This window comes from Arthrobacter sp. Ld5 (genome assembly GCF_051172775.1).
In the GTDB taxonomy this organism is placed as follows: domain Bacteria; phylum Actinomycetota; class Actinomycetes; order Actinomycetales; family Micrococcaceae; genus Arthrobacter_D.
This window is the reverse complement of sequence record NZ_JBPKBO010000015.1, coordinates 46,890-70,229: the sequence shown is the minus strand read 5'-3', so window position 1 is coordinate 70,229 and position 23,340 is coordinate 46,890. Positions and strand designations below refer to the sequence as shown.

General features: G+C 71.8%; 15 protein-coding genes and 1 tRNA gene. 6 read left to right on the top strand and 10 right to left on the bottom strand.

All coding sequences use genetic code 11. From position 1 onward, the window contains the following. Positions 1-366: 366 nt before the first annotated feature. From ACSGDB_RS06340 to ACSGDB_RS06330, 3 genes are read left to right on the top strand one after another with little or no spacing between them, the layout of a single operon-like run. Positions 367-1,005: an RNA polymerase sigma factor gene (locus ACSGDB_RS06340; protein ID WP_434993639.1), complete on the top strand. Its 639-nt coding sequence runs from the start codon at positions 367-369 to the stop codon at positions 1,003-1,005. Then, a complete protein-coding gene (locus tag ACSGDB_RS06335) occupies positions 996-1,598 on the top strand; it encodes a hypothetical protein (RefSeq protein ID WP_434993638.1) in 603 nt (200 codons plus the stop codon). The genes ACSGDB_RS06340 and ACSGDB_RS06335 overlap by 10 nt, the downstream gene beginning before the upstream one ends. Further along, positions 1,588-1,989 (top strand): hypothetical protein, encoded by a 402-nt coding sequence (locus tag ACSGDB_RS06330; protein ID WP_434993637.1) that lies wholly within the window; start codon positions 1,588-1,590, stop codon positions 1,987-1,989. Before ACSGDB_RS06335 ends, ACSGDB_RS06330 begins: the two co-directional genes overlap by 11 nt. A 107-nt stretch (positions 1,990-2,096) precedes the next feature. On the opposite strand, the gene ACSGDB_RS06325 is transcribed toward ACSGDB_RS06330, so the two are convergent. From ACSGDB_RS06325 to ACSGDB_RS06315, 3 genes are all read right to left on the bottom strand, one after another. Then, positions 2,097-2,170, bottom strand: a tRNA-Met gene (locus tag ACSGDB_RS06325). Positions 2,171-2,239: 69 nt separating this feature from the next. Further along, positions 2,240-5,194, bottom strand: coding sequence for a UPF0182 family membrane protein (locus tag ACSGDB_RS06320; protein WP_434993732.1), 2,955 nt, complete (start codon positions 5,192-5,194; stop codon positions 2,240-2,242). 311 nt (positions 5,195-5,505) lie between these two features. Further along, on the bottom strand, positions 5,506-6,600 hold the full coding sequence (locus ACSGDB_RS06315; RefSeq protein ID WP_434993636.1) for a YlbL family protein: 1,095 nt from the start codon (positions 6,598-6,600) through the stop codon (positions 5,506-5,508). Between the two features lie 294 nt (positions 6,601-6,894). Here ACSGDB_RS06315 and ACSGDB_RS06310 point away from each other — a divergent pair, with 294 nt between their 5' ends. Continuing rightward, entirely contained in the window at positions 6,895-8,376 is a 1,482-nt protein-coding gene (locus ACSGDB_RS06310; protein WP_434993635.1) for a zinc-dependent metalloprotease, read from the top strand. On the opposite strand, the gene ACSGDB_RS06305 is transcribed toward ACSGDB_RS06310, so the two are convergent. Genes ACSGDB_RS06305 through nudC form a run of 3 tightly spaced genes read right to left on the bottom strand, consistent with a single transcriptional unit; the run spans position 8,373 to position 11,996 of the window. After that, positions 8,373-8,948 (bottom strand): M48 metallopeptidase family protein, encoded by a 576-nt coding sequence (locus tag ACSGDB_RS06305; RefSeq protein ID WP_434993634.1) that lies wholly within the window; start codon positions 8,946-8,948, stop codon positions 8,373-8,375. The two genes, ACSGDB_RS06310 and ACSGDB_RS06305, sit on opposite strands and share 4 nt — an antisense overlap. Then, positions 8,935-11,040, bottom strand: coding sequence for an ATP-dependent DNA helicase UvrD2 (locus tag ACSGDB_RS06300; protein ID WP_434993633.1), 2,106 nt, complete (start codon positions 11,038-11,040; stop codon positions 8,935-8,937). The genes ACSGDB_RS06305 and ACSGDB_RS06300 overlap by 14 nt, the downstream gene beginning before the upstream one ends. Further along, positions 11,040-11,996 (bottom strand): NAD(+) diphosphatase, encoded by a 957-nt coding sequence (gene nudC / locus ACSGDB_RS06295; RefSeq protein ID WP_434993632.1) that lies wholly within the window; start codon positions 11,994-11,996, stop codon positions 11,040-11,042. Before nudC ends, ACSGDB_RS06300 begins: the two co-directional genes overlap by 1 nt. Before the next feature lie 162 nt (positions 11,997-12,158). Between nudC and ACSGDB_RS06290 the strand changes: the two genes are divergently transcribed. After that, positions 12,159-13,691 carry a phosphotransferase gene (locus tag ACSGDB_RS06290; protein WP_434993631.1) on the top strand — a complete coding sequence of 511 codons (1,533 nt, stop codon included), beginning with the start codon at positions 12,159-12,161 and terminating at the stop codon, positions 13,689-13,691. 111 nt (positions 13,692-13,802) lie between these two features. Here the strand turns inward: ACSGDB_RS06290 and ACSGDB_RS06285 are convergent, their stop codons facing one another. The 3 genes from ACSGDB_RS06285 to ACSGDB_RS06275 are packed head-to-tail and all read right to left on the bottom strand — an operon-like array spanning position 13,803 to position 21,118. Next, entirely contained in the window at positions 13,803-17,312 is a 3,510-nt protein-coding gene (locus tag ACSGDB_RS06285) for an ATP-dependent helicase (RefSeq protein WP_434993629.1), read from the bottom strand. Beyond that, positions 17,312-20,611, bottom strand: a complete 3,300-nt coding sequence (locus tag ACSGDB_RS06280) for an ATP-dependent helicase (RefSeq protein WP_434993628.1) — start codon at positions 20,609-20,611, stop codon at positions 17,312-17,314. Before ACSGDB_RS06280 ends, ACSGDB_RS06285 begins: the two co-directional genes overlap by 1 nt. A gap of 57 nt (positions 20,612-20,668) precedes the next feature. After that, complete coding sequence (locus ACSGDB_RS06275; RefSeq protein ID WP_434993627.1) at positions 20,669-21,118, bottom strand: MGMT family protein; 450 nt, start codon at positions 21,116-21,118, stop codon at positions 20,669-20,671. Positions 21,119-21,224: 106 nt separating this feature from the next. Between ACSGDB_RS06275 and ACSGDB_RS06270 the strand changes: the two genes are divergently transcribed. After that, positions 21,225-21,974: a 3'-5' exonuclease gene (locus ACSGDB_RS06270; protein WP_434993626.1), complete on the top strand. Its 750-nt coding sequence runs from the start codon at positions 21,225-21,227 to the stop codon at positions 21,972-21,974. A gap of 15 nt (positions 21,975-21,989) precedes the next feature. Here the strand turns inward: ACSGDB_RS06270 and hemL are convergent, their stop codons facing one another. Then, positions 21,990-23,336 (bottom strand): glutamate-1-semialdehyde 2,1-aminomutase, encoded by a 1,347-nt coding sequence (gene hemL, locus ACSGDB_RS06265; protein WP_434993625.1) that lies wholly within the window; start codon positions 23,334-23,336, stop codon positions 21,990-21,992. Positions 23,337-23,340: the final 4 nt, after the last annotated feature.

The following is a 23,340-nucleotide window of genomic DNA, read 5'->3' as shown; positions in this document are numbered from 1 at the left end:
TACACCCTTAAAGACACCGGCAACCCCGAATCGTCACGTCGGCAGCGCACATATTTCGCCGGTTCGGTCCACACTCCCCGGCGGACCTCCCGTCCTCACCCGGAAAGGATGACCCGCCCGACACAGGATGGGCGCGCGCCAGCGCGCGGCGGCAGGTGCGCCGCGGATGACTGTTCGCCGCGGACTGCTCCCCCTATGCTGAGCACCACGCCGGCATGCCAGAGCTGCAGTGGTTGCAGGAACTGCAATGATGCGGGGAAGGGGGCACGTGCCATGGAATCCGACCCGGGACCCGGACCGCGCACCGGGTCCGTGCAGTGCACGTCTCCTGCGGCCGTTGCCACCAAGGCTCCGGGGCAGCCGTCAGTGGCTGGCTCGGCAGGGGTGGCGCTGCGTGATCTCGACGAGCTCACGATCGTTGCTCGAGCGCAGAACGGGGACGTCCACGCCTTCGAATGGCTGGTCTCCACCCATGAGGGCGGCGTGTTCCGGCTGGCCTGCAGGATGCTCGGTGATCATGCGGAAGCCGAGGACATCGTGCAGGAAACGTTCATCGCCGCCCGCCGGAGCCTGCCGGACCTCGCGGCCCCGCAGGCGTTCCTTCCCTGGCTCTACCGTGCGGCCACGAACAAGTGCTTCAATCACCTCCGAGGCCGCAGACGCCACCCGACCGAACCCGACTCCTTCGACGACGAGCCCGTGCCCGGTGGCTCACACGGCGCGTCCGCGTCGGGAGAGGCCGACCCGTGGAACCAGTGGGATGGCCGTGGTGGGCTCTGTCAGGACCCGGCGTTGCGCTACGAGGCGGAAGCGCAGATGCAGGCCCTCTGCGGCCTGCTGCAGGCAGTGCCCGCCGGGCCTCGAGCCTGTTGGCTGCTGCGTGACGTCCACGAGTTCTCCTACACGGAGATCGCAGCGATCGTGCAACTGCCGGAGAGCACGGTGCGAGGGCGCATCGCACGGGCCAGACGGATGCTCGCGGAAGGGATGCAATCATGGCGATGAACGAGGGGAAGCCGCGACTGGGGTGCGGCCGCATCATCGATGACGTCTGGGCATCCATCGACCAGCCGGCCACCATCCACGAACGGACCTGCCGGGATTGTCAGAGCGCGCGTGCCGCGCTCGACCACCTCGAAGCAGTCTCCAGGTCCATGCGCGAGCGTGATCGCAGTGACGCAGCCCTACGACCCGGCAGTCGGGTGCGGGAAGCGATCATGATGGTCGCCCGGGCAGAGATCCGACGCAGTCGCCGGGTCGCCCTTGCCACGACACCTCTGGGAACCATCGACATCAGTGAGCAGGCACTCAACAGCCTGATCCGCTTCGCTGCCTCCACCCTGCCCGGCGTCCGCGCCCGTCGATGCACCGTCGTCAGCATCCCGGAACCACAGCCCTCATCAGCAGGGCCGTCATCGTCGCCAGTCGTCGATGGCAGGAACGTGCGGATCACCCTCACCGTTGCGCTGTCCTCGCGGGTGAGGATACCCGCGACCATGACCCTGTTACGCGAACGGGTCGGCACTGTCGTGAGGGCCCAGACGGCGATCACCATGGAGCAGATCGACATCGGCGTGGAGGATCTCTATGACGTGTGAGCAACCCTTCGACGCGCGGATCGTCGACCTCGACTCCATTGCCGACACCCTCAGCACCGCGCTCCGCAGCCACCCGGGCGTCATCCGCCTGGAACCGACCATGCGCAGCGCCATGACGCACTGGAAGATCGCATCAGGCGACCGACTCCACAGGAACCACCATGCCGGCACCCCGTTCCCGACCGTCGCTGTCCGCGACGGCCTGGTTCTCTCCCTCACCGACAGCGTCCTCACCCTGCACATGGACCTCGCAACGAGCATCTCGAACGCCGCGCTCGTCGTGGCCCGTGAAACGCAGGAAGTCGCTGCCGAGGTCATCCGGGCGAGTGGACTGGCGGTCGGCCATATCGACGTCACCATCCTCGCCGTCGAGGGCGCCCCGATCCCCTGACTCCCCCGACCGGGCGAGCCCGGGCGACCCGACGTCAGGAAAGAACCGCAGTTCCCGGGGAAACAAGAAGTCCGGCCCACCGAATGGTGAACCGGACTTCTTTTCCGTTGCGGGGACAGGATTTGAACCTGTGACCTCTGGGTTATGAGCCCAGCGAGCTACCGAACTGCTCCACCCCGCGGCGTGTAACTAACGTTACCGGCCGCGGGACGGAGAAGCAAATCGGGCGGCTGCCCGGGGGCGGAACAGCCTACTGTCCGCCCCCGGCAGCACGCTCCTCGGCGTCGAGCGCCCGCTGGATGGCCTGCTCCAGGCGGTCCTGCGCCTCACCGTAGGCGGCGAAGTCACCGGCCTCCAGTGCGGCGTTACCCTCCTGGATCGCGTCGTTCGCATCGGCGAGCGCCGCGCGCAGGTCGGCGGCCGGGTCACCGGTCGCTCCCTCCGGAGTGTCGCCCTCGGCGGGCGTCGGGGCCGGCGTCGGCGCCGCTTCCCCGTCCCCCTCGGCCGGAGGGGCCGCCGGGTCCTCCGGCGTCTCGCCGACGTTCTCCTCGTCGCCGGTCGTGGCGCCGGAGTTGCCGCCGAACACCTGGTCCAGGGCCTCGGCGAGGGTCGGCGCGAAGCCGACGGTCTCCCCGAAGCTCACGAGGACCCGCCGGAGGACGGGGAAGGACGAACTGCCCGAGGACTGGACGTAGACCGGCTGCACGTAGGCGATGCCCCCGCCGATCGGCAGGGTCAGCAGGTTGCCGTTGATGACCTCGGAGGCCCCCTGGCGGAGCAGGTTGAGCTCCTGCGACACGGTGGTGTCCGAGTTGAACAGGTTCTGGGCCTGTCCCGGGCCCACCACGGAGTCCTGACCGGAACTGTCGAGCAGGGTCAGCCGGCCGTAGTTCTCGTTCTTGACGCCGTCCTCGCCCGTACCGGCGTCGCCGTTGGCGGCAAGGAAGCCGTACAGCACGTTCCTCGGCGTCTGGCCTGCCGGCACATAGGGGATGAACGGTGTCGTCAGGGAGAACGCCGCCTGTTCCTGGTTTGGCATCTGGAGCGTCAGGTAGAACGGCGGCTGCCGCGGGGTTGATGCCGTCACCGCGTTGTCCGACGCCGCACCCGGGTCCGCGGGCACGCTCCACGCCTCGCTGTTGTTGTAGAAGGCGTCGGTATCGGTCACGTGATAGCGCGCCAGGAGCTCGCGCTGCACCTTGAACAGGTCCTCGGGATAGCGCACGTGGGCCATGAGGTCGGCCGACATCTCGCTGTAGGGCTTGAGCGAGCTGGGGTACACGTTCTGCCACGACCTCAGGACCGGATCCTGGTCGTCCCACGCGTACAGGTCCACGGAGCCGTCGTAGGCATCCACGGTGGCCTTCACGGCGTTGCGGATGTAGTTCACCCGCTCCGCCGGCAGCGCGGTGGCCAGTCCCTCCGCGGTCTGCGAATCCTGCGTCGCCTGCTCGAGCTCCTGCTGCATCGAGTAGGGGAAGCTGTTGCTGGTGGTGTACCCGTCGATGATCCACTTCACGCGGCCGTCGACGATCGCCGGGTAGCTGTTGCCGTCGAGCGTGAGGTAGGGAGCCACCTTGCGGATGCGGTCCACCGGGTCGCGGTCGTAGAGGATCTGCGAGTCGCTGTTCACCTGGTCCGACAGCAGCAGGTCGGTGGACTGGAACTTCAGGGCGTAGACGAGGCGGTTGAAGGCGTTGCCGACATTCGGTCCACCGTCGCCGCTGAAGGTCGTGCGCGACTCGTCGTCGGAGTTCTCGTTCTGCGGCCGGTCGATCTCCGCGGGGGTCTGGCCCTCCGGGGCCCCGACGATCGAGTACTCGGGGGATTCCTCACCGAAGTAGATCCGCGGCTCGTAGGTGGACTCGTCCCCGAGCACGCCGGTCGACGGGATGCCGGACTGCAGGAAGGATGCCCGACCGTCGGGCTCCACGGTCGAACCGGCGGCTGCGACGACTCCGTAGCCGTGCGTGTAGAAGACGTGCTCGTTGACCCAGCCGTCCGGCACGCCATTGACATCCAGCTCGCGCACCGCGATCACGGTGTCCACGACCTCGCCGTCGATCTCGTACCGGTCGACGTTGAGGGTCTCGGGGAACTGGTAGTACTGCCGGAACTGCTGGAGCTGGCTGAAGGCATCGGAGATCAGGTTCGGGTCGAGCAGGCGGATGTTCGCTGTGGTCTCGCCGTCCTCGTTCAGCGCGCCCGCCGTCGGGATCGACTCCGGCGCGTACGCCTCGACCTCCACCTGGTCGAGGCCGTAGGCCTCCCGGGTGAGCTGGATGTTCCGCTCGATGAACGGCTCCTCGAGGCTGAGCTCGGAGGGACGCACCTGGAAGCGCTGGACGACCGACGGGTACACGCCGCCCGCGAGCAGCGCCGTGATGATGAGCATCGCGGTCCCGATCAGCGGCAGGCGCCAGCGGCCGAGGAACGCCGAGGCGACGAACAGGACGGCCACGATGATGGCGGCGACGGCGAGGATGGCCTTGGTCGGGATGACGGCGTTGACGTCCGTGTAGAGCGCGCCGGCCCAGGTGCCCTGGTTCAGCAGGGTGTCGTAGCGGTCGAGCCAGTAGTTGACGCCCTGCAGGATGAGGAAGAGGGCCGCGACGACGGCGATCTGCACGCGGGCCGCCTTGGTGGTAAACAGGCCCTTCTCCTCGAGGCGGATGCCGCCGTAGAGGTAGTGCGTGAGGACCGTCGCGATGGCGCTGATGATGACCACGCTGATCAGGAACCCCGTCACGAAGTTCAGGAACGGGAGCGTGAACATGTAGAAGGCGTAGTCCAGGCCGAACTCCGGGTCCTGCCGGTTGAACGGCTCCTGGTTGATGAAGAGCAGGACCTGCTGCCACTGCGAGGACGCGGCCGTGCCAGCGAAGGCGCCCAGGACCACGGGGATACCGAGCATGAGCAGGCGGCGGATCGGTTCCAGCTGCGCCTGGTACCTGTTCAGGTTGTCCTGGATGGCGCTGTCCGGGGCATAGATCGGCCTGTTGCGGAACGCGATGCGCAGGCTGAAGTACACCGCGGCTGCCATGACGAGGAACGCGACGAGGAACAGGACGATCCGCGTCAGGTTCTCGGTCACGAAGACTTCGAGGAAGCCGAGCTGGTTGTACCAGAGCACGTCCGCGTAGACCTGTGACAGGTAGACGAAGGCGATGACGATCACCGCTACCACGATGAGGGTGGGTATCAGCGGACTGCGGCGCCTGCTGGTCGTTCCTGTTCCACGTGCTGGGCTCGGGCTACTGCCGAACGGACGGTCTGGTCCGGATGTCACATCTACCTCATCGTTAGCTGCTGCGGGTCACGCCGAGCGGTCGTCCACGCCGCTCCCGGCCGAGGGCGCGGGAGAGCGAGCGGTCAGGCCCTTCGTGGTTTCATTCTGCCCTGTCCACGTTCAGCCGGACCAATTAGGTTCCCGCCCCGGGCGGGGGGATCGGCGATCGTCACCGAACCGTGTCTTCCAGGGCGGTCGGGCGGGGCGTGCGTCGCACAGCGGACGGGTCAGCAGGCCGGCACATCGGATGCGTCGCCACCGCCGCCCAGCGTCTCGACGGCGTCCACGGCGTCGTCGAGCGTCTCGACCTTCACGACGGTCAGGCCGTCCGGGATGTTGCCGACGACCTCGTCGCAGTTGTCCGCGGGCGCGAGGAAGAAGTCGGCCCCGTTCGAGCGGGCCCCGATGAGCTTCTGGGCGATGCCGCCGATCGGACCGACGACGCCGGCGGAGTCGATCGTGCCGGTACCGGCGAAGTGCCTGCCGCCCGTGAGGTCCCCCTCGGTCAGGTTGTCGATGATCCCGAGCGCGAACATGGTCCCGGCCGAGGGACCACCCACGTTGTCGAGCTGGATGGACACGTCGAAGGGGAAGTCGAACGAGGAGGCGAGCAGGACGCCGAGCTGGTACGCGCCGTCGGCCGATTCCTTGGGCGTCACCGACACCTCTGTTTCCGCGCCGTCGCGGACGATGCCGAGGGTGGCCGCGGCACCGCCCGCCTCGGCCAGCGTGCTGCGGACGGTCTCGATGTCCTCGATCTCGCGCCCGTCGATGGTGCGCAGGATGTCCCCGACCTCGAGGATGCCCTCGGAGGCCGAGTCCTCCGAGAGCCCCGCGACGGACAGCTCCTCGGTGTAGTCGATCCCCTCGTGGGAGAGCGCGGCGGCGATCGCCGCTTCCTGCGACGACGTCATGGCGACGGCGTTCCGCTCCTGGACGTCGGAGGAGGTCGTGCCCTCCGGGTAGACCAGCTGCTCCGGCAGGACGTTCTCGTCGGGGTTCGCCCACGCGCGGAAGGTGTCGAAGACGTTCACCCGCCCGTTCGGGCCGCCGCTGACGAGGACGGTGGTGAGATCGAGCTCGCCCTCGGGCGGGAAGCTCTCCCTGCCGTCCACCGTGATGAGCGCCTTGCCGTCGATCTCCCCGATGGTGTTGAAGGTGGGGCCGGGGGATTCGATGATGTAGGGCGAGGGCAGCAGCACGGCGGCCGCACACAGGACGACGGCGAGGCTCCCCGAGACGGCCATGGCGCGGAAGCGCGGATCCCTCGGCCGGGCGGGTTCCCCGGGGCTGTACGTCTCGAAGTGGACAGGCTGCGTCACTGTGCTTCTCTCTGTAGGCGCGTGCCGTGCGACGGCGCGGTCAGCGCCTCCGGCTTACCCAGAGTAGACGCTCCCCGCCCCGTCGATCCGGGGAAAGGGCAGGGAATTCGCCGGACGGCCGTTCCCGGTGCCACCGGTCGCGGTCGGCGCCCGGGACGGGCTTTGCCCTCAGCGAACGGCCGACGGGCCGAAGGACACGCGCATCGCGATGCCGGTAGCGTGGTCTCAACAGCCGGCGGGAGCGGACCCCCTCCTGCCCGGACCCCGAGCGACTCCCCAGGACCGGTGGTATCGATGACCAACCCATCCAACCCCTCGAACGACGACGACACACCCCAGGACCCCCTGTCCGAGATGCTGGCGAAGATGTTCGGTGGCGGGGCAGGCGGCTTCGACCCCCAGGAGATCGCCAAGGCGGCAGGGCTGCCCTCCGATCCTGCGGCGATGGCGATGATGATGCAGCAGGTCCAGGCGATGTTCTCCGCACCGAGCGAGGGGCCCGTGAACTGGACGATGGCCCACGAGCAGGCGCGCCGGGTCGCGGCGTCGGACGAGGATCCCTCGGTCACCCCGCTCCAGCGCCGAAGCGTCGACGAGTCACTGAAACTCGCGGAGCTGTGGCTCGACCCCGTGACCGAGTTCCCCAGCACCGGGCAGCTCGGCCGGGCCTGGTCGCGCGCCGAATGGGTCGAGGCCACCATGGCCACCTGGCGGCGGCTCACCGAACCCGTGGCGACGAGCATCGCGAAGGCCCTCTCCGACGCGATCTCCAGCCAGCTGCCGGACGAGATGAAGTCCATGATGGGCATGATGGGCGGCCCCGCGTCGATGCTCCAGAACGTCGGCGGCGCGATGTTCGGGATGCAGCTCGGACAGGCCGTGGGGGCCCTGTCGAAGGACGTCGTCGGATCGACCGACATCGGTCTGCCCCTCGCCGACGGGCGGATGGCCCTCCTGCCGGCGAATGTCGCAGCGTTCGGTGCGGGGCTCGACATCCCGGAGCAGGAGGTCCAGCTGTTCCTCGCCGTGCGCGAGGCCGCCCACGTCCGGCTCTTCACGCACATCCCGTGGCTCACGGGCCACCTCCTCGGCAGCATCGAGCGCTACGCCCGGGGCATCCACATCGACATGGGCAAGATCGAGGAAGCCGCCCGCGACATCGATCCGACCAACCCCGAGAGCCTGCAGGGCGCCCTGTCGCACGGCGTGTTCATGCCCGAGAAGACCCCCGAGCAGGACGCCGCGCTCGTGCGCCTCGAGACCACCCTCGCCCTCGTGGAGGGCTGGGTGGACGAGATGACCGCCGCCGCGGCGGCGAACCTGCCCTCCGCCGGCGCCCTGCGCGAGATGCTCCGGCGCCGCCGGGCCACGGGCGGTCCGGCCGAGCACGCCTTCGCCTCCCTGGTGGGCCTCGAGCTGAGGCCGCGCAGGCTGCGCGACGCCGCGGCCCTGTGGTCCCTCCTCACCGAGGAGCGCGGGATCGAGGGGCGCGACGCCCTGTGGCAGCATCCGGACCTGCTGCCCACCGCCGAGGACCTCGACGACCCCGCCGGGTTCGCCGGGCGCCGTCGGCTGCTCGACTCCTCCGACGCCGACGTGGACGCCGCTCTCCAGCGGCTCCTGTCCGGGGGCTTCGACGAGGACGCCGCGGGCGAGCAGGACGGCGACGCCGCACCCGACGACGCAGCGGGCACCGGCTCCGGCGATGGTTCCGGCAGCGGTTCCGGCGATGGCAACGCCTCCGGCGACGATCCGCAGGACGACCAGCGGCCCTAGATCTCCCCGGGCGCTCCGGCGAGGTTGCGCTGCGCGGCGAAGGCGGCGCCGTCGAGGAAGGCCTTCGCGGTCTCGGTGTGCGGGTACGCGGTGAGCAGGTCCCAGAAGACGGCGTTGTGCGACGGCTCGATCAGGTGGGCCATCTCGTGCAGGATCACGTAGTCGACCACCCACTCCGGCATGCCCTGCAGCCTGTGGGAGAGGCGCACGGAGCGGTGCGCCGGCGTCGCGGAGGCCCATCGTGTGTTCTGGTTCGTCACCCAGCCGATCGTGGAGGGCACTCCCCTGCCGCCGAGGTACTGCCGGGCCAGTGCCCGGGCCCGTCGCTGCAGCGCGGCGACGGCTGCGTCGTCGTCGTGGGCCGGCGGCTCGAGGTACTTCGCGGACATCCGCTCCACCATGCGCTCCACCCACTGCCGCTCCTGGCTGGGCGAGAAATGGCCCGGGATGGAGACGCGCAGCACGCCGTCGCGGATGTCCGCGCTCACCGTGCGCTTCCGCCGGGCCGACCGTCTGACCTCGACCGGGAGCCGGGCGGGGTGCGGCGACCCGCCGGTCTCAGGCGGTGTCACCGATGATCCCCAGGACCGCCTCGCCGTACCGCTCGAGCTTCGAGGATCCGACGCCGGCGAGTTCGCCCAGCTCGTCCAGGGTCTGCGGCCGTGCCTCGGCGATGGCCACGAGCGTCGCATCCGTGAACACCACGAACGCGGGGACGTCCTTCTCCTTCGACTCCGCGAGCCGCCAGGCACGCAGCGCCTCGAACGTCTCCTCCTCGTAGGTTGCCGGGCAGTCGCTGCAGCGACCGATCTTGCGCTCGGCGCCCGAGAGGAGGGGCCGTTTGCACACCCGGCAGACCGCCGGCGCGGACGACTTGCGGCCGGCCTTCGCCCGTGGCTGGCGGAAGGACGCCTGGCCGGCGGTCGCGGGCCGCAGGGCATCGAGGAACCGCGAGGGCTTCCGGGTGGCGCGTCCCCCCGGGGAGCGTGACGTCGACCAGGACATCGACAGATGGATCCGGGCGCGTGTGATGCCCACGTAGAGCAGCCGCCGCTCCTCGTCGACCCCCTCCTGGGTGTCGGCGAACGAGATCGGCATGAGCCCCTCGCTCAGGCCCACGAGGAAGACGGCGTCCCACTCGAGGCCCTTCGCCGAGTGGAGGGACGCGAGGGTGACGCCCTGCACGGTCGGGGCGTGCTGCGCCGCGGCCCGTTCCTCGAGCTCGGCCACGAACGACTGCAGGGTGAACGCCTCGCCGCGGACCCGGCTGAGCTCGTCGGCGAGACCCACGAGGGCGGCCAGTGACTCCCACTTCTCGCGGACGGCGCCGGAGTTCTGGGGCGCGACGGACGTGTAGCCGAGGGACGCGAGGACGTCGCGGACCTGCTGGGGGACGTCGTCGTCGCCCTGGGTGCGCGCCGCGGCCCGGAGTTGCAGCAGCCCGTCGCGGACCTCGCGCCGCTGGAAGAACCGCTCGCCGCCGCGCAGCTGGTATCCGATGCCGGCACTCGCGAGCGCCTGCTCGTAGGCCTCGGACTGCCCGTTGGTGCGGTAGAGGATGGCGATCTCGCTCGCCTTGACGCCCTGGCCCAGCAGGATGCCGATGCGCCGGGCGCACTCGGCCGCCTCGGCGTCGTCGTCGGTGCATTCCGTGTACACCGGTTCGGGGCCGGCGGGGCGCTGCGCCACCAGCTCGAGCGGGGCCGACCAGGTCGTGTCCCCCGCGCGCCGGTCCACGTCGGTGCCCCGCGCGGCGAGCAGCGTGTTGGCGGCACGCACCACCTGGGGCGTGGAGCGGTAGTCCCGCACCAGCCGGACCACCTGCGCCCCCTCGTAGCGCTTGGTGAAGTCGAGGAGGTGGCGTGAGGTGGCCCCGGTGAAGGAGTAGATGGTCTGGCTGGCGTCACCCACGACGCACAGGTCGCGGCGCTCGCCGAGCCACAGGTCGAGCAGGCGCTGCTGGAGCGGGGAGACGTCCTGGTACTCGTCGACCACGAACTGGCGGTACTGCGCCCGCACCGTCGCCGCCACCTTCTCGTCCTCCTCGAGGATGGCGACCGTGGTCAGCAGGACGTCCTCGAAGTCGATGAGGTTGCGGTCGATCTTCAGGTCCTCGTAGGCGGAGAAGATCCGGGACACCGTGATGAGGTCCATGCCTGCCGGCTCGGCCCGGCCCGCGGCGGCCGCCGCGTAGGCGTCGGGGGTGAGCATCGAGACCTTGGCCCACTCGATCTCCGCGGCGACGTCGCGGATCGCGGCGCGGTCGGTCGACAGGCGCAGGCGGCGGGCCGATTCGGCGATCAGCTGGGCCTTGTGGTCCACGAGGGCGGGCAGGGGTCCGCCGACGGCCTGCGGCCAGAAGTACTGCAGCTGCCGGAGCGCTGCCGCGTGGAAGGTCCGCGCCTGGACCCCGCCGGCCCCGAGGTCGCGGAGCCGCGTGCGCATCTCGGCCGCGGCACGCGCCGTGAAGGTCACGGCGAGGACCTGCTGCGGCTTGTAGACGCCGGTGTGCACGCCGTACGCGATGCGGTGGGTGATGGCGCGGGTCTTGCCCGTGCCCGCTCCCGCGAGCACGCACAGCGGGCCGGACAGGGTGCTGGCGACCGTCCGCTGTTCGTCGTCGAGTCCCTCGAGGATGCTGTCCTCGAGCAGTTGTCCGGACACTAGGGACGCGCCTCCGATGGTTCCTCGTCCAGCGGCCCGCCGTACCACCGCTCGATCATGGCCCGCGCGATGGAGACACCGCCCGCCACGACGATCTTCTCGTCGCGCACCTCGGCGAAGAGCTGCTCCCGCGTGAACCATCGCAGCGACCGGATCTCCTCACGGTCGGGGACGGCGTCCGTGGTCGCGGCCCGCGCGGTGAAGCCGAGCATCAGGGACGACGGGAACGGCCAGGGCTGCGAGCCCAGGTATTCCGGGGACTGCACCTCGATCCCCGCCTCCTCCCCGACCTCACGGACGACGGCGGCCTCGAGGGACTCGCCGGGTTCGACGAACCCGGCGAGCGTCGAGTAGCGACCCTCGGGCCAGGCGACGGCGGAGCCGAGCAGGATGCGGTCGTCGTCGTCGATGACGGAGACGATGATGGCCGGGTCCGTGCGCGGGTAGTGCTCGGACCGGTCCCTGGGGCAGCGGCGCACCCATCCGGCGTGGCTCGGGACCGTGCCGGCGCCGCAGCGGGGGCAGTGGGTGTGGCTCGCGTGCCAGTTGGCCACCGCCGCTCCGGCCACGAAGAGGCCGGTATCGCGCGCGTCGAGCGATGCCGCGATGTCGCGGAGGCCGTGCCACTGGCCGTCGGGCGCGACGGCGGGGTCCTCCTCGTCGAGGACGGCCAGGACCACGCGCCGCCCGGCGTCGGCGAACCCCTCGTCGACGCGGCCCAAATACACGGTCAGCTCCGGGCGTTCCACGTCCCCGGCCGGAAGGAGGCGGAGGGCGCCCCCGACGACCGGCGCCTTCCCGTGGGCGAGCGGCAGGACCCGCGTCTCGGCGGACGCCCACAGCTCGTCGAGGAAGTGTTCGTCGGACCGGGCGTCGCCGTCCCGGTCCGCGCCGGCACGCGACAGTGGCAGCGATCCGAGGGGCGGGAGCACGAGGGTCCGGAGTGGATCGGTCATTGTTCCACGGTACGTTCTCGCACTCCCAAAACCCATTCTCGGGACCCCCGGTGCAGGAGTGGTGCGGCCCCCTACACCAGTGGTGCATCCGGCGACTCGCCGCGTTGCTGCAAGCGGGCGGCGCGGGAACGCCCTACGGTTGATCTTGTGAAACGGACACCCATGGAACTTGCAGCCATCGCCAGCGCCGCAGTACCTGGCCTCGCTCCGACCGGCGTCGCCGGCGCCCCCGACGACGCCGCGGACTTCGACTCCGCCCTGCTCGTCGACGATGCGGGGAAGCAGTGGAGGGTCCGCTCGCCCCGGCACGCGGAGGCGAGCATGCGCCTCGAGACCGAACTGCAGGCCCTGCGTGCCTTCACGCCCGCTGTTAAGGCGGAGTTGCCGTTCCTCATCCCGCACATGGCCGGCAGCGTCCGCCAGGGCGAGCTGAGCACGTTCGTGTATTCGCACCTGGCCGGTACCACCCGCCCGCTCGACGCCCTCACCGCCGGCGGACGCACGATGGCGCAGGAGCTCGGCCGCGTGATCGCCGCCATCCACGCGCTGCCCCCGGAGATGGTGCAACGGGCGGACCTGCCCGGCTACGAGGCCGACGAGTATCGCCAGCGCAAGCTGAACGAACTGGACCAGGCTGCGACCACCGGGAAGATCCCGTCCATCCTGCTGCGCCGCTGGGAGCATGCGCTCGAGGACGTCGCCCTCTGGCGGTTCAGCCCGACGGTGGTCCACGGGGACCTCCACGAGGACCACCTCCTCATCGCCGCCGGACGGGTCTCGGCGGTGACCGGCTGGACCGACCTGTGCGTCGGCGATCCCGCCGAGGACTTCGCCTGGCTGGCCGCGGCGGAGGACACCAGCTTCGTCGACGCGGTGTACGAGGCCTACGCGGCCGCCAGGGCCTCCGCCATCGATCCCCATCTGTCCCGACGCGCCGCGCTCGCCGCGGAGTTCGCCCTGGCGCAGTGGCTGGTCCGGGGGGTCGCCCTCGAGGACCCCGTCATGATCGACGAGGCGGAGGACATGCTCGCCACGCTCGAAGCCGACGTCGAGTCGATCGAACGCGAACAGCACGAGGCAGCGGAACGGGCCCGGCACGAGCACGAGCAGCGCCTCGAATGGGGTGACGACCTCGGCACGGACGCGGACGGTCCGTCCGGGTCCTCCGGCGGCGGGGATGCACCTGCCGACGGGTCCAGCCCCGGAGATGCAGCGCACAGCCCGGCCGGTGACACCCCCGGCCCCGCGAGCAGCGAGATCGGGCACACCGAGGCCGGCCGTTCCGGGACGGACCGGTCCGCGGCCGGGGAGAGCGCGGCGCACGAGCGCGCCGCCGACGACCAGGCCACCGACGGCCGGGACCCCTCCCGTCCGGAGGCCTCCCGTCACGACGGTCCGTCGGAGCATGCCGCGGACGGCGCCCAGGCGCCGGAGCGGACCGGCAGCCATGTCTTCGACCCGAAGGCCCCGGCGAACCGGGCGCACCGCCGCCCGACGCAGTCCGACGACGACCGGCACCAGGACCACGACACCCCCTCGGGGTCCTCGTTGGCGCATGCGCGCCTCGTGGCGGCGCGTCAGCGGCCTGCGACGACCTCGTCGAAGGTCACGGTGCTGAACGACTCGGAACCCGCTGCAGGGTCGCCTGACGACGTCGCCACGACCGCCCTGCCGATCGTGCAGCTGCGCCGCTGAACCTTCCGGACTGCCCGGCCGTCGCCCCCGAGGACCGCACGCGAGCACGCGCGCGAGCACCGGTCCGACGGACGCGGTCGACGGTCCGCCCGCAGGTGCCCGGTCCGGCGCTCACAGGCGTGAGGTGTCGGCCGCCCGGATGATTCTCTCGAGGTCGGCGGCGTCGGCGAGATCGTGGGGCCGGACCACCAGATTGTCGGCGACGTAGAAGAACGCGGCGCGCACCGTCTCGAGGGGCACCTCCTTCAGCCGTGACCACGCGAGCCGGTAGACCGCGAGCTGCACCGCCTTGGCGGCGCGCCGGTCAGGCGCCGGGGGCCGCCCCGTCTTCCAGTCGATCAGGTCCCAGCCGCCGTCGGCGTCACGGAACACGGCGTCGACCCGGCCCCGCACCACGATGCCGCCGATCTTCGTCTCGATGGGCGCCTCGATCGCCGCGGGCTCCCGGAGGGCCCACTCGGACCGCTCGAAGATCGCGGCCATGTCCGTCAGTCCCAGGGTCTCGTCGACGTGCGCGTCCGCGCCGCCGGGGTACTCGCCGAGATCGAGCATCCCGCCGGCCCCGTAGAACTCCTCGATCCAGGCATGGAACGCGGTACCCTTGCGGGCGGCCGACCCCGGCCGCCGTGGAAGCGGCCGCCGCAGTTGCTGCATGACCGCGGCGGGGTCCTCGCGCAGTTCGACCAGGGTCGACGCGGAGATGTGCGACGGCAGGGCCAGGGGCAGGCGTTCGCGCTCCCGGGCCTGCCGCGCGAGGGCGAGCCGGACCTCCCTGCTCCAGCGGCCCTCCGGCCCGGTCTCGGGGGTCGGGTCGGCGGCCTGCTCGAGGACCGCCTGCGCCGCGCGCTCCATGGACGGCCGCCGCACGCCGAGCGGGTCGAACGGCCACCGCGCCCGTTCCGGGCTCGCGTTCGCGGGATTCGCATCACCCTCCTCCCCCACGGGGAGCCAGTGCGGCAGGACGACGCCGGCCGCCCCGGCTTCGGCCAGCGCCACGAGGTCCGTCAGGTAGGACGACGGCGCCGAGGGTTTGGACCGCCCGCCACCCCACGCCGAGGACGTGCACACGAGGGCGTGCTTCGCGCGGGTGAAGGCCACGTAGGCGAGCCGCCGTTCCTCGCGTTCCGCGTGGGCGCGCGCCTCGTCGGTGAACTCCTTCTCGCTGGCCAGCCACTCCTTCTGGTCCTGCTGCTCCCAGTCCCACTGCGGCAGTTCGGGCGCGTCGCCGCGCAGCGGCCAGGGGATGGCGGAGTCGCCGCTGCTCCAGCGCGAGTCCTTGCCGCTCGGGAACGAGCCGTCGTTGAGGCCCGGCACGAAGACGACGTCCCATTCCAGGCCCTTCGACGCGTGCACGGTCAGGAGCTGGACCGCGTCACGACTGGCTTCGAGCTGTGTCACCGGCAGCCCGTCCTCCTCCTGGTCCGCGGCCTCGAGCCAGGCGAGGAACGCCGGGAGGTCGACGCGCTCCGCGGTGGACACGAAGCCGGCGACGGCCTCGGTGAAGGCGTCGAGGTTGCGGCGCGCCTCATGGATGCTCACACCCGGCTTCGCGGCCACCTCGATGTCCAGCAGGATGGTGCGCTCGACCTCGCCGATCATGCTGCCCAGGTCGTCGCCCACGAAGCTCCGGAGTCCGCGCAGTTCATGACGCAGCAGATCGAGCCGCTGCCGGGCAGCACCGCTCAGGGTCCTCCCGGCCGACGACACCCAGTCCGGTGGCGGGAGGTAGTCGACGGCCTCGACCAGGCTCCCCGCCTCGGCCAGGTCGGGGGCCACGACGGCGTCCCGGGCCTGCTCGCGATCGAGCCCACCGTCGGGATCGCCGTCCGGGCCACCATCGGGACCACCGGGACCAGCGGAGGACCGGCTGCCGCGGCGGAACATGGCCTCGCGCGTCCGGGCGAGCTGCCGGGACCAGTCCCCGAGTGCCATCAGGTCCGCAGGGCCGAGCCGCCACCGCGCGCCGGACAGCAGCCGCAGCATCGAGTCCGAGCGGTCCGGGTCGCCGAGGACCCTCAGGGTGGCGAGCAGGTCGACGATCTCGGGGGTGCGCAGCAGTCCGCCGAGACCGACGACCTGCACGGGGATGCCGGCGCGCTCCAGCTCGCGCCGGATCGGCTCGAATTGTTTGCGGCCGCGGCACAGCACCGCCATCGTGGGGCGGAGCGGCGACCCGTCGTCGTCGACCTCGAAGCTGCGCCGGCGCTGCCTCAGGACCTCACGGGCCACGGCCTCGGCCTCGCTGGGTGCCGGGGCGGACGGCGCAGGCCGGCCGGATGCCCCGGAGACGTCCGGGACCTCACCGGCGGGCCCACCGGGGCCATCGACGGCCCTGGGGCCGACGTCGGAGCCGGCCGCGGGCGCATCCGTGAGGAACCGACCGAGCAGGACCTCCCCGAGCGGCGCTCCCGGCCGTGCCACGAGGCCGGGGACCTGCTGGACCACGGTGTTCCGGAGCCAGGGTGCGGGCACGTTGAGCGGAGCCGAGACGGTGTTCGCGGCCTCGAGGATGGACGTCGAGTTGCGCCAGGCCACTGACAGGTGTGCCACCTCCGACGGCGCCCGGCCCTCGGGGGTCACCCTCGGGAACGCGGTCCGGAAGGTGCCGAGCTGTCCTGCAGAGGCTCCCCGGAATCCGTAGATGGACTGGTGGGGGTCGCCGACGGCCGTCACGGAGCGCCCGTCGGCGAACAACCGCGAGAACAGGACCATCTGGGCATGCGAGGTGTCCTGGAACTCGTCGAGCAGCACCACCCGGTACTTCTCGCGCTCCATCGCGCCGGCCTCCGGGATGTCACGGGCGATCCGCGCCGCGAGGGAGACGAGGTCGCCGAAGTCGAGCTGCCGGCGCGCGAGCTTCGCGGCGGCGTAGTCCTCGGCGAGCTCGGTGACGGTGACGCGGGTGCGCAGCTTGTCCAGCAGGTCCTGGACCTTCTGCGTCGCGGCCCTGCTCGATCCCGCGACGTAGGACCGGGCTGCCACGTGCTCGATGTGGCGGCGGAGCTCGTTCCGGACCGTCGCCGGGCTGACCAGGTGTTCGGCGCACTCCCCCGCCATGTCGAGCACCGCCTTCACGAGCGTGCTCTTGGCGGCCGTGAAGTGTTCCCAGTCGCCGTCGTAGGCCTCGACGACGGCGTGCGCGAGCTGCCACGACTGCGCGGTACCGAGCATCACCGAGTCACGCTCCACACCGATCCGCAGCCCGTAGTCCTGGACGATCCCGTTCGCGAAGGAGTGGTAGGTCGAGATGGCCGGATCGAGCCGGTCGAGTGCGTCCCCGCCGGAGGACGCGGGGGCGTCCTGCGCGAGCGCGGCATAGAGCTGGACCAGCCGCTGCCGGACCCTCGACGCGAGTTCCCCGGCGGCCTTGCGGGTGAAGGTGACGCCGAGGACCTGCTCGGGGCGCACGAGGTCGTTGGCCACGAGCCAGACGACGCGGTCCGCCATGGTCTTGGTCTTCCCGGAGCCCGCGCCGGCGATGACGAGCAGCGGCTCGAGGGGGGCCTCGATGACGCGTGCCTGGTCGTCGGTCGGGTACTGGACGGGGGCGTCCGGGTCCGTGTGCAGCAGCTCGGCCAGCCGCCGGGCCGAGTACCGTGCTGCCGGCTGTGCAGGGGCCACTACTGCGTCACCTGCTTTCCTTCTTCGCACAGGGGGCACACCTCGGGCAGGCGGCACCCGCTGCCGCCGAAACCCGACCGGCGGGGGTCGTGGATGGTGTCGAACGTGGCCGCGGACATCAGCGCGGCGGCGTCCTCGATCATCGTCCTCGCCCAGGTGTCCTCCGGACCCACCGGCGGCTGCACCTGCACCGCGACCCCCTTGGCCTTCGTACCGAGCTGGACCAGCGCCGCTCCCCCGGGCGCGGTGAGGCCGGCCTCCACGGTGCCTTCCTCCTGGCCGCCGAGCTGCGCGCCCGCGGCGAGGGCCGTCTGGTAGGCGGCGAGTTGGGGGTGACGCGGGATGTCCGCTCCCGCCGGCGTGCTCTTGCCCGTCTTCAGGTCCACGACGACGAAGCGGCCCTCGGCATCGAGCTCCAGGCGGTCGATCTGCCCGCGGAGCCGCACGAGCCGCTCGGCGTCCGCGAGGTGGACCTCGAGGTCCACCGCGAAGTCCACCTCCGTGGCCAGCAGGCTCCGTCCGTCCTTCCGCATGGAAAGCACGTAGGCGGCGAGCTTCCGCACCATGGTCTCGGCGCGCCGGAAGTCGGACCGCCCTTCCCAGGTGTCCTTGATCCCGAGCTGCGGCCAGCGCCGTTCGAGCTCCCGCACGTACTCGTTGCCCGTGGCTTCCGGCAGGTCCTGGGCGATCTGGTGGACGAGTGTGCCGAGGGACCGGGCGAAATCGGTGGTCCGCTCCCCGCCGGCCGCGGAGACGAACCAGCTCAGCGGTGAGGAGAGCACCGACTCGACCTTGGAGGGCGAGACGGGGATCGGCTGTTCCGCGGGTACCACCGGGTCCTCGCTGGTCATGCCGAGCACACCCCACCACTGGGCGGGATGGGCGCCCGGTACGGGCGGCTCCAGCACCGCCATCCGTCCGAGGTGCTGCGCCGCCTCCCGGGACAGGGCAGGGCCGGCCTGCGGGTCCTGCGCGAACTTCCGCAGCTCGGCGACGAGCGCGCGGAGGGTGACGGGGCGCAGGACCTCGGTCCGCGGCCGCACCGGGGTCCCGGGCGGCAGGGGGTCGAGCACGTCGAGGAACGGGGAGGGCTGCTCGTCCTGGGAGGCGACGGCGCAGACCACCAGCTCATGGGTCGCCCGGGAAACGGCGAGCGAGAATGTCCGCAGCTCGTCGAAGCGGATGTCCTGCAGCAGGGACACCGGGTCGCGGTTGCTGCGGAACGATTCCCCGTAGTCGAGCAGGGCCCGCAGCTCGCCGGAGCCGAGCAGTTCACCGCGCAGCCGGAGGTTCGGCCACACGCCGTCCTGCACGCCCGCCACGATCACGAAGGGCCAGTGCCGGCCGGCGGCGCTCGCGGGCGTGAGCACCGACACGGACGCCTGGCGTGCGGTGCGCGTCGTCAGCGTGTCCATGGGGATGTCCTGGCTGAGGACGTAGTCCAGGAACAGTTCCGGGTCCGCACCGGGCATCTGCTCCACGAAGCGCTCCGCGGTGTGGAACAGGGCCATCATGGCGTCCAGGTCGCGATCGGCGCGGCTCGAGGACGGCCCTTCGGACAGGGCGGCGGCCGACCACTGCTGCGCGAGCCCGGATGCGGACCAGAGCGCCCACAGGACGGTCTCGGGATCGCGTGCCGGGTCGGCGGCGGCTGACCGTCCCGCCTCCAGCATGCGGGCCAGACGCCGGACCGGCGCGCCCTCGGACGGTAGGGCGGCGATCTGCTCGGGGGCGGAGAACAGGGCGGCGATGAGCTCGTCGCTCGTGCGCCCCCCGCCCTCCTGCAGCTCGGTCCGGCGCAGGATCTGGCGCAGGCGCCGCAGGTCCAGGCTCCCGGCGCCGCCGATCCGCGACGTGAGCAGGGAGATGCACAACTCCGTGTCGAGCTCGGCGCGGCCCACGACGACGGCGAAGAGGTCGAGCAGGGGCCGCACGGCCGGTTCCTCCCGGATGGCGGTCTCCGCGGCCGGGACATTCACCGCGATGCCCTGCGCCGTGAGGAACCGCTGCACCGCGGACACCTGCGCCCCGTTGCGGACGATCACGGCGATGTCGTCGAGGCTGCGCTCCCCGAACAGGTGCGCCTCGAGCACGCGCTGGGTGATGAACCGCTGTTCGTGGAACGCGCTGTCGAGGACGTGGGCGGACAGGGCCGGCCCGTCCGCCGGCGCGCCGTCCTCCGAGCCGTCCTCCGGGGAGCCTGTCGGCCGGGCGTCCCGCGCACCGGAGGCGGGAGGACCCTCCACCTGCCGGTAGGCGGTGCTGATGCCGGGGGTCGCGATGCGGGCGGCGACGTTGCCCCAGGCCCCGGCGAGCGGGCCCCGCAGGGTCAGCGATCCGGGCAGGGTCACCGTGGTCAGGCCGCCGCGGCGGAAGAGGGTGGACAGGCGTCCGGTGAGCTCGGGGCGCGCGCCGCGGAACCCCTGCGCCACCGTGTCGGGGCAGGAGGTGATCACGACGTCGTTGCCTGCCGCGATGAGCCCCAGCAGGGCGTGCACCGCGGGGTTCGCCTCCTGGTAGTCGTCGACGAGGATCAGCTGCAGGCGCGCCCGCTCCCGGTCGAGGAAGTCCCGGTCCGTCTCGAGGATCTCGCGGGCGGCGGTGAGGATCCCGGCCGGGTCGAAGGCCTCGGGCATGCGGAGGTCCAGGACGTCGCGGTACTCGCGGTAGAGCGCGGCCGCCGCGACCCAGTCCGGGCGGTCGAACCGCTCACCCCAGGCCGAGAGCTCCTCCGCGGACACCCCGTACTCGCTCACGCGGTCGAAGAGGTCACGGATCTCCTGCCGGAACCCGCGCGTCGGCAGGGCGAGGGCGAGGCCGGCCGGCCAGTCCAGCGCCGGCGCGCCGTCGCGCCCGTGTCCGGAGAGGAGCTCCTTGATGATGAGGTCCTGCTCGGCGCCGGAGAGCAGCCTCGGCGCACGGGTGATGGCGGGGGTGCGCCCCTCGGACCGGGCCCGCCGGATGAGGTCGAAGGCGTAGGACGCCCACGTGCGCGCGGGAGCCGTGCTGATGCTGCGGTCCAGCTTGGCGGTCAGCTCGTCCCGGAGGCGCGTCGAGGCCGCCCGGGTGGGTCCGAGGAGGAGCAGTCCCTCCGGCGCCACGGCACCCGCACCGATCCGCGCGACGGCGAGGTCGGTGAGCAGGGAGGACTTGCCGCTGCCCGGGGCTCCGAGGACCAGCACCTGGCCGGTGACGTCCGCGAGCGACCGCAGCACGGCGTCGTAGCCCTCCGCGGGAGTCGTGGCGACCGTCCCGTCGCCGGGGGCTGCCGGTGGGGCGTCAGGGAGGGTACTGGTCATGCATCAAGACCATCACACGCCACGGACAAACAGCGGTATCGCAACGGGCCTCCCACGTCACAGCCCGGCGCGTCGCAGGGGCGCGCCGGCGTCGTCGAGGAGGGCCTGTTCCTCCGCCGTCGGCCACCAGCGGGCGGAGCGCAGGTCCACGCGGTACTCGCCGGGCCGGGTGCTCCCCGGCGGCACGGAGAGCGGGGTGCCCTCGGCGTCGTAGTGTGCGCGGGCCCGCAGGGCCAAGCCGCGCGGCGGGTGGCCGCCGGCGCGCAGGACGCGCCACCAGGGGACGCCCGGGAGGCTGCGGGAGAGCGCCCTGCCGACCTGGCGGGGCCCGCCGCGGTCGAGGAGTTCGGCGATGTCCCCGTAGGTCAGCACCTTGCCGGCGGGGATGAGCGCGGCCACGGTGAGGACGGCGTCGCAGTAGTCGTCGGGATCGGCGCCGGGTACGACGGCGGGGCCCGGGCCGGGCTGATCCGCACCGAGGCCCTCGCCGGCGGCTCGTCGCTCCATGCGCTCCACCCTAGCCCGGCCGGCCCGGGCGGAGGAGCCGGGCCGGCCGGCGGCGTCCGTGGGACGACTGACCCATTTGGTCGGAGCCCGCCCGTACGGTGGTGCCATGACGAGCTGGCATGAGGGTCCGCGGGCCGGGTTCGACCTCGAGACGACGGGGCGGGATCCGCTGACCGCGCGTGTCGTCACCGCGACGATCGTCGTCGTCGACGGGGACGGCGAGGTGCTCGAGCACCATGAGTGGCTGGCCGATCCGGGCGTCGACATCCCGGAGGGCGCCGCGGCGATCCACGGCGTCACGACGGCGCACGCGCAGGCGCACGGCCTGCCCGCCGCGGAGGTCGTCCATGGGATCTCCGCCGTCCTGACGCGCCTGTTCGGGGACGGTGTCCCGGTGCTGGCCTTCAACGCCCGCTACGACTTCACGGTGCTGGCGCAGGAGGGGCGCCGCCACGCGGTCCCGGTCCCGCTGCCCTCGCCCGTGATCGATCCGTACCTCATGGACAAGCAGGCGGACCGGTACCGTCGCGGCAAGCGGACCCTGACGGCCGTGTGCGAGCACTACGCGATCCCGTTCGAGAACGCGCACACCTCTGCGGCGGACGTCCTCGCGACGCTGCGGGTCGGCACGGTGCTCGCCGAGCGCTTCGCGTTCCTCCGCCGTCCCGCCCCGGACCTGCATGCCTCGCTCGTCGTGTGGGCCGACCGGCAGGCGGCGAACTTCGAGGAGTACCTGCGCCGGACCGAGCCCGACGCCGTCATCGAGCGGGCCTGGCCCGTCGTCGGCTGCCCGCCCGAGCGGCAGGACGAGCGGCAGGACGACGCCCGGCTGCGGCCGGTCGCCTCCGCGCCCTGAGGTGGACGGGACGCGCTAGTCGACCGGCACGGCCGCCGCTGCCGCCCGGGCCGCCGCCGGGAGGGCTGCGTGGATGCGCTCCATCGCGGCGTCGTCGTGCGCCGAGGAGAGGAACCACGCCTCGTACACGGACGGCGGGAGGTACACGCCAGAGTCGAGCATGGAGTGGAAGAAGGGCCCGTAGCGGAACGCGTCCTGGCCCGTCGCGTCGGCATAGTTCCGGACACCGTGCTCGGCGGTGCCGAAGGCGACGCTGAAGAGGTTCCCCGCCCGCTGGATGGAGTGGTCCACACCGGCCTTCGTGAGCTCCGCCGTGAGGGCCTCACTGACCTCGAGCGAGCGCGCGTCGACGTGCCGGTAGACATCGTCCGTCGCCGCCGTGAGGGTCGCGACGCCCGCCGCCATGGCGATGGGGTTCCCCGACAGCGTGCCCGCCTGGTAGACCGGACCGATCGGCGCGAGATAGTTCATCACCTCGGCGCGACCCCCGAGCGCCGCGGCCGGGATGCCGCCGCCGATGACCTTCCCGAAGGTCAGCAGGTCCGGCGTCCACGGGTGCTCGGCGTCGTCGGCACCGCCCGTGAGCTTCCAGTAGCCGCCCGGGTGGGTGCGGAACCCGGTCATGACCTCGTCGACGATGAACAGCGCGCCGTGCTCGGACGTGATGCGGCTGAGGAAGGCGTTGAAGCCCGGTGCCGGGGCCACGACGCCCATGTTCGCGGGAGCGGCTTCCGTGATGACGGCGGCGATGTGTTCGCCGTGCGTGCGGAAGGCCTCCTCGACGGCCTCGACGTCGTTGTACGGCAGCACGAGCGTCTCCGCCGTCGTCGCCTCCGTGACGCCGGCCGAGCCCGGCAGCGCCAGGGTGGCGACACCGGATCCGGCGGCCGCGAGGAGGCTGTCCACGTGCCCGTGGTAGCAGCCTGCGAACTTGACGATCAGGTTCCGCGAGGTGAAGCCGCGGGCGAGCCGGACGGCGGTCATGGTCGCCTCGGTCCCGGTGGACACCATGCGCAGCAGTTCCACGGCGGGCACGCGCTCCCGGACGAGCTGCGCGAGGTCGGCCTCGGCGGGCGTCGAGGCGCCGAAGGTGAGGCCGTGGTCGACGGCGCGGTGCACGGCCGCGATGACGTCGGGATGCGAGTGGCCGAGCAGGGCCGGGCCCCAGGAGCAGACGAGGTCCACGTACTGCTTGCCGTCGGCGTCGGTGACGTAGGCGCCGTGCGCGTCCACGAGGAAGCGCGGGGTCCCGCCGACCGAGCCGAAGGCACGGACGGGTGAGTTCACCCCTCCGGGCATGAGCGCGCGGGCGCGCTCGTAGAGGTCGTCGGATGTGCTCGCTGGTGTCGCTGCGGTGGTCATCGGT